General features: G+C 54.6%; 13 protein-coding genes. 6 read left to right on the top strand and 7 right to left on the bottom strand.

Features of this window, described 5'->3' with window-relative positions:
- Positions 1-765: 765 nt before the first annotated feature.
- Positions 766-6,297, top strand: coding sequence for a glutamate synthase-related protein (locus AC6I8K_RS02260; protein ID WP_064737763.1), 5,532 nt, complete (start codon positions 766-768; stop codon positions 6,295-6,297).
- 69 nt (positions 6,298-6,366) lie between these two features.
- A complete protein-coding gene (locus AC6I8K_RS02255) occupies positions 6,367-8,115 on the top strand; it encodes a sulfite reductase subunit alpha (protein WP_064737764.1) in 1,749 nt (582 codons plus the stop codon).
- 64 nt (positions 8,116-8,179) lie between these two features.
- Here the strand turns inward: AC6I8K_RS02255 and sspB are convergent, their stop codons facing one another.
- The 5 genes from sspB to zapE form a co-directional block, all read right to left on the bottom strand.
- Positions 8,180-8,668: a ClpXP protease specificity-enhancing factor gene (gene sspB / locus AC6I8K_RS02250; RefSeq protein ID WP_064737765.1), complete on the bottom strand. Its 489-nt coding sequence runs from the start codon at positions 8,666-8,668 to the stop codon at positions 8,180-8,182.
- A gap of 3 nt (positions 8,669-8,671) precedes the next feature.
- The gene (gene sspA, locus AC6I8K_RS02245; RefSeq protein WP_008104394.1) at positions 8,672-9,313 is read right to left on the bottom strand and encodes a stringent starvation protein SspA; all 642 of its coding nucleotides are present in this window, start codon (positions 9,311-9,313) and stop codon (positions 8,672-8,674) included.
- A gap of 329 nt (positions 9,314-9,642) precedes the next feature.
- The gene (rpsI, locus tag AC6I8K_RS02240) at positions 9,643-10,035 is read right to left on the bottom strand and encodes a 30S ribosomal protein S9 (protein ID WP_007886600.1); all 393 of its coding nucleotides are present in this window, start codon (positions 10,033-10,035) and stop codon (positions 9,643-9,645) included.
- A 15-nt stretch (positions 10,036-10,050) separates the two neighbouring features.
- A complete protein-coding gene (rplM, locus tag AC6I8K_RS02235; RefSeq protein WP_007886599.1) occupies positions 10,051-10,479 on the bottom strand; it encodes a 50S ribosomal protein L13 in 429 nt (142 codons plus the stop codon).
- 238 nt (positions 10,480-10,717) lie between these two features.
- Positions 10,718-11,845, bottom strand: a complete 1,128-nt coding sequence (gene zapE / locus AC6I8K_RS02230) for a cell division protein ZapE (RefSeq protein ID WP_064737766.1) — start codon at positions 11,843-11,845, stop codon at positions 10,718-10,720.
- Positions 11,846-12,035: 190 nt separating this feature from the next.
- Between zapE and zapG the strand changes: the two genes are divergently transcribed.
- From zapG to degS, 3 genes are all read left to right on the top strand, one after another.
- Complete coding sequence (zapG, locus tag AC6I8K_RS02225) at positions 12,036-12,440, top strand: Z-ring associated protein ZapG (RefSeq protein WP_064737767.1); 405 nt, start codon at positions 12,036-12,038, stop codon at positions 12,438-12,440.
- Positions 12,441-12,546: 106 nt separating this feature from the next.
- Positions 12,547-13,917: a serine endoprotease DegQ gene (gene degQ / locus AC6I8K_RS02220; protein ID WP_497826168.1), complete on the top strand. Its 1,371-nt coding sequence runs from the start codon at positions 12,547-12,549 to the stop codon at positions 13,915-13,917.
- Between the two features lie 86 nt (positions 13,918-14,003).
- Complete coding sequence (gene degS, locus AC6I8K_RS02215) at positions 14,004-15,083, top strand: outer membrane-stress sensor serine endopeptidase DegS (RefSeq protein WP_497826167.1); 1,080 nt, start codon at positions 14,004-14,006, stop codon at positions 15,081-15,083.
- A gap of 23 nt (positions 15,084-15,106) precedes the next feature.
- Here degS and epmA read toward each other — a convergent pair whose 3' ends face one another.
- On the bottom strand, positions 15,107-16,084 hold the full coding sequence (epmA, locus tag AC6I8K_RS02210) for an elongation factor P--(R)-beta-lysine ligase (protein ID WP_483816697.1): 978 nt from the start codon (positions 16,082-16,084) through the stop codon (positions 15,107-15,109).
- Between the two features lie 136 nt (positions 16,085-16,220).
- Between epmA and AC6I8K_RS02205 the strand changes: the two genes are divergently transcribed.
- Positions 16,221-16,745, top strand: coding sequence for a lipocalin family protein (locus tag AC6I8K_RS02205; protein WP_497826166.1), 525 nt, complete (start codon positions 16,221-16,223; stop codon positions 16,743-16,745).
- Between the two features lie 39 nt (positions 16,746-16,784).
- Here the strand turns inward: AC6I8K_RS02205 and AC6I8K_RS02200 are convergent, their stop codons facing one another.
- Entirely contained in the window at positions 16,785-16,919 is a 135-nt protein-coding gene (locus tag AC6I8K_RS02200; RefSeq protein WP_007886592.1) for an entericidin A/B family lipoprotein, read from the bottom strand.
- Positions 16,920-17,044: the final 125 nt, after the last annotated feature.

Raw genomic sequence — 17,044 nt, 5'->3', positions numbered from 1 at the left:
TATGCGCAAAGCGCTTGACTAATTCTGCCAACTGAATAATCTGGAGGGCCGCGCTTTTGCGGCCCTTTTCTCAACATCCTGTGCTAATCAGCACCCTGGCAGCCATTTGTCCTGATGGCCGCACACCCTTATTGCATACCCATTCAACTTTAATGATTTTTTAAGCAAGACTCACGTGATTAATTTTACTAATGGCAGCGCCATTTTAATTCAAATATGACGCCATAAGAAAAACAGATACATGCTGTGTATCAACTGCCCCTTACAGAATTAAATGCTGTTATAAGCATGCCTGCCAGCATTGTTTGGATATTAGAGGGCTGGGTCACAGTGAGACGGCTCACACTTCCTGGGGTAATACTCAGCGTGAGATTGACATATATTTACGCGACATTTCCTTACTAATCATTGCATTAACCCACAATAAAGCCGATTACCCTCAACAAAGCTGGCTATTTGACCTGAGTTCGCTTTCCCGATAAGTTGGAATTCCACTGGGAGCTTTCCTGGTGGGCCTGTGTCTCGGCATATCTATGCAGCAAGAAGACTCCCTCTAGATGCAAGCTATCTCCCGAAAGAGACCGGAATTAAGAGCAGCTCATTAAGGACGTGACAACAGTGTCTTAAGAGCCCTTGCTCGGTGTTGCGACGCCCGCTTATTACTGAGCGGCACAAGAATTGATACCGCCGCGCAGCCTGAATCAGTCACGCTGCGGTACACGAAATAATGCAGGTAATGTCAAAAGAAGTTTAAGGAGACTCTCAATGTCCACGCAAAAACCGAATCCCTATGGTTTGTATGACCCATCAGCCGGAAGTGATAGCTGTGGTGTAGGTTTCATTACCCGTAAGGACGGCGAGCAGACTCATGAAATTCTGCGGATGGCCCATAGCGCGCTGTGCACGGTACCGCACCGTGGCGGTATGTCTGCCGAAGGCGTGGGCGATGGCGCGGGTGTGAACGTCGATCTCTCCCTGAACTTCTTCCGCAAAGTCACCGGCTTGGCGCTAGAAGCGGGTCGCTTTGGCGTGGGTAACTTCTTTGTGCCAAAAGACGCGGAGTTGCGTGCTAACGCTGAGCGCCTGGTTGAAGAAACGCTGGCAGCGCACAACTTCCCGGTATTAGTGAAACGCGATATGCCGCTGGACAGCAGCGTGACGCGCCCAGCCGCCCTGCAATTCCAGCTGCCGATTGTGCAGTGGATTTTTGCTGCGCCGCAGGAGGTGACTGAACAACTCGAATTCGAGCGTCAGATCTATCGCGCACTGCTGGATATCGAAGCTCGCGCCTTTACCGAAAGCGAATTCGGCGGTCTTTATCCGCTGTCGCTCTCCTCGCGCACGCAGGTATTTAAAGCACGCCTGAACTCCAATGAAGTGATTCCTTACTTCAAAGATTTGACCGATGCGGACCATCAGGTGCGCGGGCTGTTCTTCCACACCCGCTTCTCTACCAACACCGATCCGCACACCACCATGGCGCAACCGTTCCGCTTAATGGCGCACAACGGCGAGCTGAATACCGATCGTAAAAACCGCATCGCCGAAGCGGCGCTGATGCTGGCGCGCGGTAAAAAAATCGTGCGTCCAAAAGGTCAGTCAGACAGCTCACGTCTCGATCAGAGCATTCACAGCCGTTTGATGGAAGACAACCTCGACCTGATTAACGCTGTCGTCTCCATGATGCCACCGGCCTGGGAGAACGATACCTCGCTCTCTAACGAAGTGCGCGCCATGCTGGAGTACTTCTCTTTATACGAAGAGAAAAACGATGGTCCAGCCGCGCTGATCTTCGGTAACGGTGAAGTGATTGGTGCACGTCTTGACCGCCTCGGCCTGCGTCCACTGCGCTCCGTTGAAACCGCGGAATACATCGGTGCGATGTCTGAAGCGGGCCAGATCGCCTTCCCGCCAGAAAGCGTACTGCGTCGCGGCCGTATCGAAGCGGGCGGCATGCTCTATTACGATCACAAAGAGAAACGCTCTTACACCACGGTAGAAGCGTTGGAAAAACTGGCGGCCGAGAAAGATTACCTTTCGCTGCTGAGCAAAGCGCGCGTCGATCTGGGCGATCTGCCAGAGATTCAGGCCGAACAACTCGGCTCGCCACTGCGTTATCGTGGTGACCTCAAAACCTATCAGCGTTTTGTCGCTTACTACTACAACCAGGAAAGCTTCAAATTCATGATGGATCCGATGCTGCAAACCGGCGCTGAGAAGATCTCGGCGATGGGTTACGGCAACGCCATCAACGGCCTGTCAGACCATGAAGGCGGCATGGCCCACTACTTCTCACAACGCTTTGCGCAGGTCACTAACCCGCCGCTTGATTCAATTCGTGAAGCGGATGGCATGACGCTACGCGTCGCTTTAGGTGCAAAACCGCATCTCGGCCGCAGCAAAGGCCAGCAAATCATTGTTCCAACGCCGATCCTGACGCACCTCGACATGCTGCGCCTGCGCGAGCAAACCGTTGCCCCTTACGCGCGCTTCGAGATGTTGTACGAGCCTGTAGTCGGCAAAGATATCGTCAGCCGTGCAGCCAACGCCAACGCGCTGGAAAAAGCCATTGATGACTTAGCGCAGCAAGTGGTGGATTTCGCACGCCAGCAAGGTGGCATCGCGGTGATCACCGATCGCCACATCTCGTCAACACACGCGGCGATCCCTATGCTGCTGATGGTGTCGGCGATCAACCAACGTCTGGTGCAGGAAGGTCTGCGTCTGGATGTTTCGCTGGTGGTCGAAAGCGGTCAAAGCATCTCTTCACACCATATTGCGGCGACGCTGGGCTTTGGCGCCTCCGCTGTTTACCCACTCGGCGTGCAGATGCGTGCAGAAGAGAAATTCGGTGAAGGCGAGGAAGGCAACAAAGCCTTTAAACGCTATGCCAAGGCAGCCGAAAAAGCGCTGATGAAAACCATGGGCAAAGTTGGCCTGTGTACCGTTGAGAGCTACAGCTGCGGCGAGTTCTTCGAGCCAAACTTCCTGAATACCGACGATCCGGTACTGAAAAAGTACTTCCCGAATATCAAAACCCCGGTTGGCGGCGCGGGCTTCCCGGCAATCGCTCAGATGGCGGTAGATTGGCATCAAAGCTCGCTGAAAATTCAGGGCGAAGCGGAAGTGCCTCTGCTCGGCTTGTTCAAAGAGCGTGCTGAAGGTGCTGGCCACTCGTACGGTACCATCGCGGTGCGTACCTTTATTGATATGACGGAACAACCGATTCGCTTTGCTAACAAAGAGCGCGAAGAGGACAACTTTATTCGTTTGATGACGCTGGCCAAACTGGATAACGCTTTCAACATTAAAGCAGAAGCCTTTAAAGACAGCAGCTTCGAGCGCATTCCGAATGAGGTGATCGATACCTTTGCCATCACGCCAGATTACCGTCAGTTCTCCGGCCTGATGCATGCCGAACGTAAACGTCGTCCTGCGGCGCTGCGCGATATCCTCGCGCTGCCGTGCGATTTGACCCACGTGGATAGCGAAGCCGAATTTGGTCGCAAACTGGGTCGCTATTCATTGGTGAACAACGGCTTCGCCACGCGTGGTCTGAAATGCGAAGCGGTGAACGGCAGCCTGAACCAGTTCGAACTGCGCCTGATCGATGCGATTGCTGGCCTGAAACCAGAGAACGAGCGTCTGGAAGCGCTGTCACGTGCGCTGAAAACCCGTTTCACCGACGATATCGAGAGCAGTAACGTGGCGGATGGCGTGCTGCACATTACCGCTTATGGTAAAGCCGCGGATTATCTGTCGCTGATCTTCACCGCCCTGCCATCGCTGCCGCTGGAAGAGATTCAACCGGCACATGAAATCACGCGCACCTTTGCTTCCGGTGCCATGAGCCACGGTGCGCTGGTTGCACCTGCGCACGAAGCCGTCGCGCACGGAACGAACATGGTTGGCGGCATGAGTAACTGTGGTGAAGGTGGTGAACACTATTCACGTCACGGCACCATCCGTGCCTCACGCATTAAACAGCTGGCATCCGGTCGTTTCGGCGTTTGGGCGGCTTATCTGGCTGACCCAATGCTGGAAGAGCTGGAGATCAAAATCGGTCAGGGCGCAAAACCCGGTGAAGGCGGTCAGCTGCCAGCAGCAAAAGTGACCGTTGAGATTGCCGCAGCACGTGGCGGTACACCGGGTGTTGAGCTGGTTTCACCGCCGCCGCACCACGATACTTACTCAATCGAGGATTTGGCTCAGCTGATCCACGACTGCAAAGCCGCGCGCGTGCGCGTCATTGTTAAACTGGTGTCGTCCGAAGGTATCGGCACCATCGCCGTCGGCGTGGCGAAAGCTGGCGCCGATGTGATTAACGTGGCGGGTAATACCGGCGGCACCGGCGCAGCATCGGTTACCAGCCTGAAATATACCGGCCGCGTCGCGGAAATCGGTATTGCCGAAGTGCATCAGGCGCTGTGTGCCAACGGCCTGCGCGACAAAGTGCAGCTGCGCTGCTCCGGCGCGCAACAGACCGGCAGCGATGTGATCAAATCTGCTCTGCTCGGTGGCGACAGCTTCGAGTTCGGCACCACTGCGCTGATGATGCTGAAATGCGTGATGGCGAAAAACTGTAACGTCAAATGCCCGGCCGGTTTAACCACCAATGCCGAAGCCTTTGATGGCGATCCGCGCCAGCTGGCGCAGTACTTCATCAACGTGGCACAGGAAGTACGTGAATTCCTCGCGCGTCTCGGTCTGCGTTCGCTGCGTGAAGCGCGTGGCCGTTCCGATTTGCTGCACTTGATGGATCACCCGCTGGAAGTTGGCAAACTCGATCTGCGCGCCATGTTGACCGTGGTGCCAGAGCAGAAAATTGCCAAGCCGGTGTATCTGGAAAAAGACTTTGAGCTGGATGATGGCTGGGTCAGCGAGCTGAAAACCCAGCTGGTTGGCGAAGCGAGCCGTGAAATCGCGCTGGGCGCGGGCATCACGCTGAACAACCGTAACAAGAGCGTGGGTGGCCAGTTGGCGATCGATATCGAACGCATGCTGAACCATGAACTCTCGAAAGAGCAGCTGGCAGCATTGCCAGCGGTGTTGAAAGACGATCGCGGTCGTCACTATCTGGCACCCGCCACCGTGCTGATTAACACCAGCGGTTCTGCCGGTCAGTCGTTTGGCGCGTTCTGCAACGACGGCATGCAGATGAAGCATTACGGCACCTGTAACGACGGTGTCGGCAAAGGCCAGTGCGGCGGCGAATTGGTGGTGATGTCACCAGGCGGCGGTGCACAGGATAGTGACGGCAACGTGCTGATCGGTAACTTCGCGCTATTTGGCGCAACCGGCGGTCGTCTGTTCGTGCAGGGCCAGGCGGGTGACCGTTTCGCCGTGCGTAACTCCGGCGCAACCGCCGTGGTTGAAGGTGTTGGCGACTTCTGTTGCGAATACATGACCAACGGCGCCATCCTTAACCTCGGCACTTTTGGTAAAGGCTTCGGCAACGGCATGAGCGGCGGTTTTGCTTATCAGTACGATCCGTACGGATCGCTGGCTGCCCACGCGGCAGGTGACTCAGTGCTGTTTGGCTCTATCGCTGATGAAGACGAAATGGCGCAGGTGCACAAACAAGCGGTGCTGACCATGCTGAACTGGCATCTGGAAGCGACCCAATCGCCACGCGCTGCCTGGTTGCTGGATAACTGGGAAACCGAGTGCCACCACTTTGTTTACGTGATGCCGCGTTCGCTGCTGCTGTATCAGGATGGCACCGAGATCCTGAAAGCCAAATCACGCAAAGACTTGCTGGAAGAGCTGTCGACGTCGCTGGCTGCGCATCAGGTCACGAAATTCAAATCGGCATGGCGTGACGGTAAAACCATTGCCAACGGTGCGGTACCGGCTTACGGCGCGACCGATACGCTGGAAATGTTTGTTCTGCTGAATAATTACACCGTTCTGAGCCTCGCGCAGCAGCTGGCGCTGGGCAAACTGCCGAAAGGCACGGCGGTGGAAGATCCAGCAGTCGAAAAAGCGGTACGTAATCTGCTGATGACCGAAGATTTCACGTTGATAAGCCGGCTGCAACGCCATGCTCGCTCAGCGATTGAGAGCTACAGCGATGACGAGCTGGCCAGCCTGATCGCCGCTAAACGTATGGCGGATTACAAAGCAGCATTAACGCAGCGCAACATTCGCTCCATGGACAGCCTGGCGACTTATGGCTGGATCATTTATCAGGATGCCTGCAACCGTGAAGTTCTCGGCCATCTGCCTGATTTTGAAGAGCTGTTTGCGCGTGCTGCACTGCCAGAAATCGCTGCTGCAGTCGGGAAACTTTCCTGATTACAGCGTTACTGAACATGTGTAATTTAGACTTTATATTTTGATTGAACAGGATTGAGTGTCGTACCGATGAAAATTCCTTACATTCCTGAAGATGCACCGTTTAACGGTGAGCAGAAATACTGGCTGGCGGGCTTTCTCGCCGGTCTCCATTCGCGCCTGCTGGTATTAGAAGATAAGCAGAGCGCGCCGGCTGCCGGTGCCAACACCCAGCTGCATATCCTGTTTGGTTCACAGACTGGTAATGCTGAAGCCCTATCGCAAACAGCTGCTAAAGCCGCACGTGCCAAAGGTTTGGTGCCGGTGGTGCAGGCGCTGGGCGAAGTGGATCTGGATGTGTTTGCCACCATGCGTCACGTGCTGATTGTTACCTCAACGTACGGCGAAGGCGAAATGCCAGACAATGCACAGCTGTTCTGGCAAGCCATTTCGGCCAGCACCGCGCCGCGTCTGGAGCAGATGCACTTTGCGGTACTGGCGATTGGCGATACCGGCTACGACGGTTTCTGCCAGGCAGGTAAATTCATTGATATGCGTCTGGAACAGCTCGGCGCGAAACGCGTCGCCGATCGTATCGACTGCGATATCGATTTCGAAGAGCCTTCCAGTGAATGGATTGGTACGGCCATGCCGCAATTTGCCGCCAGTGCGGGCAGCAGCGGTACCGCTCTTGAGAGCGCGCCAGAAGCGCCGGTCATTCCGGGCAGCAATAAGCAGAACCCTTATGCGGCCGCATTGGCGACCAACAAACGTCTCTCGGCAGAAGAATCGGCGAAAGACATTCGTCACTTTGAGTTCGACCTTACTGACAGCGGTTTGAAATACGAAGCGGGCGATGCGCTGGGTGTCATTCCAGTGAACGACGCGGCATTGGTTTCACTGCTGCTGACTCAGCTGAAAGCGGATTACGAAACGCCCGTACCCAGCTTTGATCGTAACCTCGGCGATCTACTGACCTATCAGTTCGAAATCTCCGAGCCGTCACGCAAACTGATTGAGTGGGTTGGGCAGCACACCACCAACCAGGAACTGCGTCACGTATTGCAGCATGACGATAAAGATACCCTTGCCGTTTGGCTGTGGGGCAAAGACACGTTGGATCTGCTGCAGCTTGAGCTGACGCGCAGCCTGTCGGTACCAGAATTCGTTGCCATGCTGCGTCCGTTGCAGCATCGCGCCTACTCGATCTCGTCGAGCTCGAAAGCCCATCCCAATCAGGTGCATCTGACCATTGCGTCCGTGCGCTATCACAGCGGCGGTCGCGAACGTAAAGGCGTGTGCTCAACCTATCTGGCTGAACGTGTGCGTCGTGGCGAAAAGCCGGCGATCTTCATTTCGCCAAACAAAGCGTTCCGCGTGCCGGCAAATGGCAATGCGCCGCTGATCATGGTTGGCCCAGGCACCGGTATCGCACCGTTCCGCGCCTTCCTGCAGGAACGTCAGGCAACCGGCGCGGAAGGCAAAAACTGGCTGTTCTTCGGCGATCAGCATCAGGCACATGATTACATCTACGAAGATGAGCTGAGTGCGTGGCAGGAGAAAGGTCTGCTCACTAACCTCGATCTGGCTTTCTCTCGCGATCAGGAAGAGAAGATTTACGTGCAGAACCGCATGCTGGAAAAAGGCGCTGAGCTGTATGCCTGGCTGCAGGATGGCGCTTACTTCTACGTGTGTGGCGATGCCTCACGCATGGCAAAAGACGTTGATGCGGCGCTGTATGAAGTGGTTCGTCAGTTCGGTGGCTTATCTAGCGAGCGCGCTGCGGCTTACGTTGATCAGTTGAAGAAAGATAAACGCTACCTGCGCGACGTCTACTAAGACGCGCAGGCATAAAAAAACGGGCCAATCGGCCCGTTTTTTATTGCACATCTTTTTAGACGCTTTACTTCACTACACGCAGTGAAGGTCGTCCGCCACGCGGCGGCGGTTCATCATCTGGTGAGTGATCGTCATCAGTCGCATCATCCGGACGATCGCCATCAATCACAGACATCATCGTCTCTTCCTGACCGCTACCCTCTTGCTCATCCGTCGCCAGCTCATAAGCCGGTTCAGGCTCGAACATGGTGCCAGCGCCGTTTTCACGGGCATAAATCGCCAGCACCGCAGCCATTGGCACAGAAACCTGACGCGGTACGCCACCGAAACGCGCATTGAAACGCACTTCATCATTAGCGAGGTCAAGGTTGCCTACTGCACGCGGCGCGATGTTCAGAACGATCTGTCCGTCACGCGCATATTCCAGCGGCACCTGCACACCAGGCAGATTGATGTCGACCACCAGATGCGGCGTCAACTGGTTATCAAGCAACCAGTCGTAGAATGCCCGCAATAGATAGGGACGACGCGCCGTTAGTTGCGACATTTCCATACATTAGCCCCGAGCTTGCAGGCGCATTTCACGTTCTGCTTCCGTCAGTGACGCAAGGAAAGAGTCACGTTCAAACACGCGCGTCATATAGCCTTTCAGCTCTTTAGAACCCGCGCCAGACAGATCAACACCCATCTGCGGCAGACGCCACAGCAGCGGCGCCAGATAGCAATCCACCAGGCTGAACTCTTCACTCATGAAGAATGGCGTGCGCGCGAACAGTGGCGCAATCGCCAGCAGCTCTTCACGCAGTTGCTTGCGCGCTGCATCAGCTTCGGCACCGTTGGCGGTTTCGATGGTGCGCATCAGGCTGTACCAATCCTGCTCAATGCGGTGCATCATCAGACGGCTTTCACCACGCGCAACCGGATAAACCGGCATCAGCGGAGGATGTGGGAAACGCTCATCGAGGTATTCCATGATGATGCGTGATTCATACAGCGTCAGTTCACGGTCGACCAGCGTAGGTACGGTGCGATACGGGTTGAGGTCAATCAGATCCTGCGGCAGGTTATCCGTTTCAACCTGCTCGATCTCCACGCTGACGCCCTTCTCAGCCAGTACAATACGTACTTGATGGCTGAAAATGTCAGTCGGACCAGAAAACAGCGTCATTACCGAACGTTTGTTGGCAGCGACAGCCATGAAAACCTCCAAGTTTGTTCACAAAAAGATACTGCGAATAGCCAACCACGCGGCGACTCACCGGCTCATCAGATTCGCCTACCGTCAGCGTTAGAAGCATCGACCGGTCTTCCCGACAGGAACGACAAGCACAACGCTGCGTCTCGCAGGCGCAAAGTGACAGTGAGTTTACCAGATTTTAAGCAGCTTGTGGGGCGGGCGTGATGATTTGCGGGCAAAATGCGGGCAAAGCTCGCGTTTTTTGTGGGAAAAAATCATAAATACAGGCAATAAAAAACCCGCCGAAGCGGGTTTTTTGAGCCAACTGCCGCTGCCGAAGCAGCAAACAATTAACGCTTGGAGAACTGTGGACGACGACGTGCTTTACGCAGGCCGACTTTCTTACGTTCAACTTCACGCGCATCACGGGTAACGAAGCCCGCTTTACGCAGTTCAGAACGCAGAGACTCGTCGTACTCCATCAGAGCGCGTGTGATACCGTGACGGATCGCACCAGCCTGACCAGAAATACCACCACCTTTAACAGTGATGTACAGGTCAAATTTACCAACCATATCAACCAGCTCCAGCGGCTGACGCACGACCATGCGTGCAGTCTCGCGACCGAAGTATTGCTCCAAAGAGCGCTGGTTAATTACGATGTTACCGCTACCCGGCTTGATGAAGACGCGAGCGGCAGAGCTTTTGCGGCGACCAGTGCCGTAGTTTTGAGTTTCAGCCATTGCCTATAATCCCGATTAAATGTCAAGAACTTGCGGTTGCTGCGCCGCGTGGTTGTGCTCGTTGCCTGCGTAAACTTTCAGTTTACGGTACATAGCACGACCCAGTGGGCCTTTCGGCAGCATGCCTTTAACCGCGATTTCAATCACACGCTCAGGACGGCGCTCGATCATCTCTGCAAAGGTCGCTTGCTTGATACCACCGATGTGGCCAGTGTGGTGATAGTAAATCTTGTCAGTACGCTTGTTGCCGGTTACAGCAACTTTTTCTGCGTTCAGAACGATGATGTAATCACCGGTATCAACGTGCGGAGTGTATTCCGCTTTGTGCTTACCACGCAGACGGCGCGCCAGTTCAGTCGCCAGGCGACCCAAGGTTTTGCCCGTTGCGTCAACAACATACCAGTCACGCTGTACGGTTTCTGGTTTAGCTGTAAAAGTTTTCATTGAAAAGCTTACCCAAATAAAAAGTTACACGTTGGTGAAATCCCAAACGCTAAGTAAACGATTGAGGCTCACACGACCATTTTGCCCAGCAAGCCACCCCTTCAAGTGAGTTACCGGATCACATCGAGTTCTTGGGAAAGAAAACCGATGCTGTAACGTGGGGTCGCAAGATTATAGAGAAGTCGAACTCAAAGATCGAACCTTTTTGCATCTAATTCCTGCGATTTCTGCCACGTCATCAGGGCAGATGCGGCAGACGCAAATACTCTTCGCTCTGCATCTCCTGCAAACGCGACAAGCAGCGCTGATACTCAAACTTCAAGCGTGTGCCCTGATAAATTTCAAACAGTGATGTTTCTGCCGCGACAACCAGTTTTACGTGGCGTTCGTAGAACTCATCGATCAGCGCAAGGAAGCGACGCGCCTGATCCTCGGTCTTATAAATCATCACCGGCACATCATACAGCAAGACACTGTGAAATCGGCGTGAGAGCTCAATATAGTCGTGTTGACTGCGCCCTTCGCCACAGAGCGTCAGGAAATCAATCGCCAATACGCCTTCATGCACGCCCAGCGTGGGCATCTGGCGATGGTTAATTTCCAGCACCGGCGCGTCTTCACGCGCTTTGCCTGACAGCGCGCGGAACATGCGCTCCATTTCGGTATGCGTGGCATCGTTCAGTGGGAAGTTCCACAAATGCGCCGAGGTTAAGGTGCGCAAGCGGTAATCGATACCCGCGTCCACGTTCATCACTTCACAATGACGTTTGATTTGTTCGATGGCAGGCAGAAAACGCGGACGCTGCAAGCCATTACGATACAGCTCATCCGGCGGAATATTCGAGGTTGCCACCAGCGAGATGCCGCGTGCAAACAGCGCTTCCATCAGCGTGCCCAGTAGCATGGCATCGGTGATATCCGAGACAAAAAACTCATCGAAACAGAGAATGTCGGTTTCCGCTTTAAAGCGATCGGCGACAATCAGCAGCGGATCGCTGTGGCCTTGCAGCTGCGTCAGCTCCTGATGAACGCGCAGCATAAAACGGTGAAAATGTAGGCGCAGCTTGCGATCACCAGGAATTGACTGAAAAAACAGGTCCATTACCCAGGTTTTACCGCGCCCCACACCGCCCCACATATAGAGGCCGCGCACCGGCGCATCGCTGGTGCTTTTCTCTTTACTGATCATCTTAGACAAGCGCCCGAACAGACCTTTTGCAACCGGTTCAATGTGTTGCTGACGGGCAATCAATCCTTGCTGGATGGTATCTAAGCGGGTAATCGCTTCTCGTTGTACGTCATCCGGGCGAAATTCGCCCTGCGACAGCGCCTGCTCGTAGCGTGCAAGCGGAGATGAGGTTTGCATGGTTCTCTCAGAATCCCTGAAAAAGTCCGATTCACGGGTTGGTTGACGAAAATTAGGCCGCTCTACACTAAGCGATGCTGCCTGATAGTTCCACTTCCAATGGATTATTGGGTATAGTGGCTGCTATTGAAGTTGATGTTGCAACAGAAGCAATGCCCTACGAAACAACGGAAATTACACGGGAGTCATTATGACCTGGGAATACGGGCTGATTGGTTTAGTGATTGGCATTATTGTCGGCGCAGTCGTCATGCGTTTTGGCAACAAAAAGCTGCGTGAGCAGCGTAGCATGCAGTATGAATTGGAAAAGTCGAAGGCTGAGCTGGCGGATTACCGCGAGGAGCTCACGAACCACTTCGCACGCAGCGCCGAGCTGCTGGACAATATGGCGCATGATTATCGCCAGCTGTATCAGCACATGGCGAAAGGGTCGAACGACCTGCTGCCCAATCTGCCAGGCGAGAAAAATCCGTTTGCCTACCAACTAACGGAAGCCGAAGCGGATAACGATCAGGCACCGGTACAAATGCCGCGTGATTACTCTGAAGGCGCATCCGGCCTGTTACGTGGCAGCGACCGCGCACCGCGTAATTAATCCTTTTGGGGCACAGCTTGGCTGTGCCCTTTTAGTTTGTCGAACCCTTGCCCCAAACAACTGTCACAGTTTTTTATCTCCTTTTCGCAGCGAGAGCGTTGTCATAATGAAAAAACAAGCACGACTGTTGAGCGCATTAGCCTTGAGCATTGGCATGAGTCTGGCCGCGGCGCCGAGCGCGCTGGCCACGCTACCCGCCCAGATTCAGGGACAAGCATTGCCAAGTCTGGCACCGATGCTGGAAAAAGTTCTGCCTGCAGTGGTCAGTGTGCATGTTGAGGGTACCGATTCCGGCCAGCAGGCACAGGATATCCCCGAGCCACTGAAACGCTTCTTTGGCCAGGCGCCAGGACAATCCCAACCGCAGCCGTTTGAAGGGTTGGGTTCCGGCGTCATCATTGACGCGGCGAAAGGCTACGTCCTCACCAACAATCACGTGGTAAACGGCGCCGACAAAATCAACGTTCAGCTGAGCGACGGCAACGAATATGACGCTAAGCTGATTGGTCACGATGAGCAAACCGACATCGCCCTGATTCAAATCGAGGGCGCGAAAAACCTGACGCAGGTGAAGATCGCCGACTCTGATTCACTGAAAGTGGGTGATTTTGCGGTGGCCATCGGTAATCCCTTTGGTCTCGGCCAAACGGCCACGTCCGGCATTATCTCAGCCCTGGGACGCAGCGGCCTGAATCTGGAAGGGCTGGAGAACTTTATTCAGACCGATGCCGCCATTAACCGCGGTAACTCCGGCGGTGCATTGGTTAACCTGAATGGCGAGTTAATTGGTATCAACACCGCGATTCTGGCATCAAGCGGCGGCAACATCGGCATTGGCTTCGCCATTCCCGCCAACATGGCGATGAACCTCGCGCAGCAACTTATCCAGTTCGGCGAAGTGAAGCGGGGTCAGCTGGGCATTAAAGGCACGGAAATGACCGCCGATATCGCCAAAGCGTTTAACGTTGATGCGCAGCGCGGTGCCTTTGTTTCGGAAGTGCTGCCGAAATCTGCCGCCGAGAAAGCGGGCATCAAAGCCGGCGATATCATTACTTCTATCAATGATAAGCCGATTACCAGCTTTGCTGAGCTGCGTGTCAAAGTCGGCACTACGCCGCCAGGCCAGGACGTGAAAATCGGCCTGCTGCGTGAAGGCAAACCGATAAACGTCACTGTCACGCTGGAACAAAGCGCGCAGACTACCGCCAGCGCGCAGCTGATGTCTCCGGCATTGCAAGGCGCAACGCTGAGCGACGGCGCGACGAAAACCGGTGATAAAGGTGTGAAAGTCGATGCCATCGAAAAAGGCACGCCAGCGGAGCAAGTTGGTTTGCAGAAAGACGATGTGATCATCGGCGTGAACCGCAATCGCGTGGCATCGATTGCCGAAATGCGCAAAGTGCTGGAAGGCAAACCGCCGGTGCTGGCCCTGAACGTCGTACGCGGCGAAGAGAGTATTTACCTGCTTCTGCGATAATCCTCGCATCAGGCGGACAAGCAGGTGTTTGTCCGCCTTTCTCATGCTATTCTGCCCTGCGATCTCACCTGGCTTGAAATAACACCATGTTTCTTAAACTTTTGCGTTCTGTGGTGATGGGCCTGATCGTGGCTGGCTTACTGCTTGTCGCGATCCCTGCGCTGCGTATGGGCAGCAACGTCACCTTTGAACATGACAACAGCGATGATGAAGCACCCGTCAGTTTTAATCAGGGTGTGCGACGTGCCGTGCCTGCGGTAGTTAACGTCTACAACCGAAGCGCCCACGGCAACAATAATCGCGGTATTACCACGCTTGGCTCTGGCGTGATCATGAACGGCAAAGGTTATATCCTCACCAACAAACACGTAATTAATAATGCCGACCAGATCATCGTGGCGCTGCAGGATGGACGTTTCTTCGAAGCCACCTTAGTAGGTTCCGATGCGATGACTGATTTGGCGGTGCTGAAAATCAGCGCCTCAAACTTGCCCGTTATCCCCATCAACGCCAAACGCATCGCGCACATTGGCGACGTGGTAATGGCGATCGGCAACCCGTACAACCTCGGCCAAACCGTGACGCAAGGCATTATCAGTGCCACCGGACGCGTTGGCCTCAGCTCATCTGGCCGGCAAAACTTTCTGCAGACCGATGCCTCCATCAATCAAGGCAACTCGGGCGGCGCGTTGATCAACTCGCTTGGCGAACTGATGGGCATTAACACCCTGACGTTTGATAAAAGTAGCGATGGCGAAACCCCAGAAGGGATTGGTTTTGCTATCCCTACCGCGCTGGCGAGCAAAATCATGGATAAGCTGATTCGTGATGGTCGGGTGATTCGCGGCTATATCGGCATCACCGGACGCGAATTGCCGCCCCTGCACGGTCAGGGCAGTAATCTCGATCGCGTACAGGGCATTATCGTCAGCGATGTAGCGCCTGGCGGCCCCGCGGATAGCGCCGGCATTCAGGCGAATGACGTGCTGCTGGAAGTGAATGGTAAACCGGCGCTCTCGGCGCAGGAAACCATGGATCAGGTGGCAGAAATTCGTCCAGGCTCGGTGATTGACGTGCAGATTTTACGCAATGAAAAGAAAATGACCTTGCCGGTGACGATTCAGGAATTTCCGGAAGTTACCGCTCCCGCCACCACCACACCATAAGGGCGCTTGCGCGCCCTTATGATTTAACTGCGATCGACCGGGAAGGCGATCACTTCGCTCAGCGAGCTGGCTTTCAGCGCCAGCATGATCAAACGATCCACGCCCAACGCCACGCCGGAGCATGCCGGCATACCGTGCGCCAGCGCATCCAGCAAATTCGTATCGATAGGATGTTGCGGCAGGCCACGCGCGGCACGACGACGATTGTCCTGCTCAAAACGTTGGCGCTGCTCACGGCTATCAGTTAACTCACGGAAACCGTTCGCCAGTTCAATACCTTTGTAATAGACCTCAAAGCGCTCGGCGACGCGGTGATCTTCCGTACTGATTTCCGCCAGCGCAGCCTGCGTGGCCGGGAAGTGGTAGACGAAGCACGGCTTGTCGTTGCCAATCTTCGGTTCAACGCCCAACATAAACAGCAGCTGCAGCAGCGTATCGCGGTCTTCTTCGCGATTGGCCAGTTCGCCCTCACCCAGCTTCTCTGCCACTTCACGCAGTTGCGCTTTATCAGCCGACAGCGGATCGATCTCCAGATGACGGATAAACGCCTGCTGATATGACAGGGATTCAGCGCTGTCGCACTCCAGCACCTGTTGCATCAAATCGTCCACCTCATTCATCAGGCGGTACATATCGTAGTGTGGACGATACCATTCCAGCATGGTGAACTCGGGATTGTGGTGACGTCCGGCTTCCTCATTACGGAAGCTGCGACCCATCTGGTAAATCGGGCCACTACCGGCCGCCAGCAGGCGCTTCATGTGATATTCCGGACTGGTCATCAGCCAGAGATCGCGCCCTTCGGCTGCGCCTGGCCCAACAAAACGCGTCTGAAACGGCACCAGATGGATGTCTGTGATGGTCGCCTGGCTCATCGCCGGGGTATCGACCTCCAGCACGCCGCGATCGGCAAAGAAACGACGAATTTCCGCCATAATGGCGGCGCGTTTCAACAAATTGGCAATGGGTGCGCTCGGCTGCCAGCTTGCCGTTTCGCTCATGTTGATGACTCCTCATACAAATAAGGGGTGGAAGTCTACCCGCATTGGCGATGGCAAACAACGTCAGTGGGCGCAGGCAGCAGTTTGGTGTCGGGCAGCTATACTTAACTCGTTAAAATCGTAAAGGAATCACACAATGTCCCCATGGAAAACCCTGCTCGCCAGCCTGAGTGCCTTTCTCTCTGTGGCCTGCTCGACTACGCCGCCCAAAGACGTCAAGGTGGTGGAAGGTTTCGATAGCCAGCGCTATCTCGGTCAATGGTATGAAATTGCCCGCCTCGATCACCGTTTTGAACGCGGCTTACAACAGGTTACCGCCAATTATAGTCCGCGTGACGATGGTGGTTTGAAGGTAATTAACCGCGGCTACAATCAGCAGAAACAACGTTGGCAGGAGAGCGTTGGCAAAGCTTACTTCACCGGTGATAAGCAGCGCGCGTCGCTGAAAGTGTCGTTTTTTGGCCCGTTCTATGGCGGCTACAACGTGATTGCGTTGGATCCAGAATATCGCTATGCGCTGGTGTGCGGACCGAATCGCAGCTACTTGTGGATTTTGTCACGTACGCCGCAGTTGGATGAGAGCGTTAAACAGCGTCTGGTTGAACAGGCAAGAAATGCCGGATTCCCGGTTGATGAATTGATTTGGGTCGAGCAGAAATAGAGAGATCCGGTGCGAAAGCGGCTTTCGCACCGGGATATCTTACTGTGCGCTGCGCTGAATTGCCTTGCCGCCCGCCGAAACGTCTTCGCCAACACCACGCGTGGTGTTACAGGCGGTCAGAACGGACGAGAGCACCAGCACGGAAAATATCGCGACAATACTTTTCTTTAACATAGCCATATCCTTTTTGGTTGCAGTAAAAGTACAGCTCTTAAAGCATAGTCTTGATCTGAAAAACTGCGGATTAGGCGGATGAAAAAAGAGAAGGGACACACAGAGAGAAAAAAGGCGCATCAATG

Source organism: Pantoea sp. X-Soil-ISGK-421, from assembly GCF_059730785.1.
Note: the sequence above shows the minus strand (reverse complement) of the source record. Positions and strands in the feature narration are given on the sequence as shown.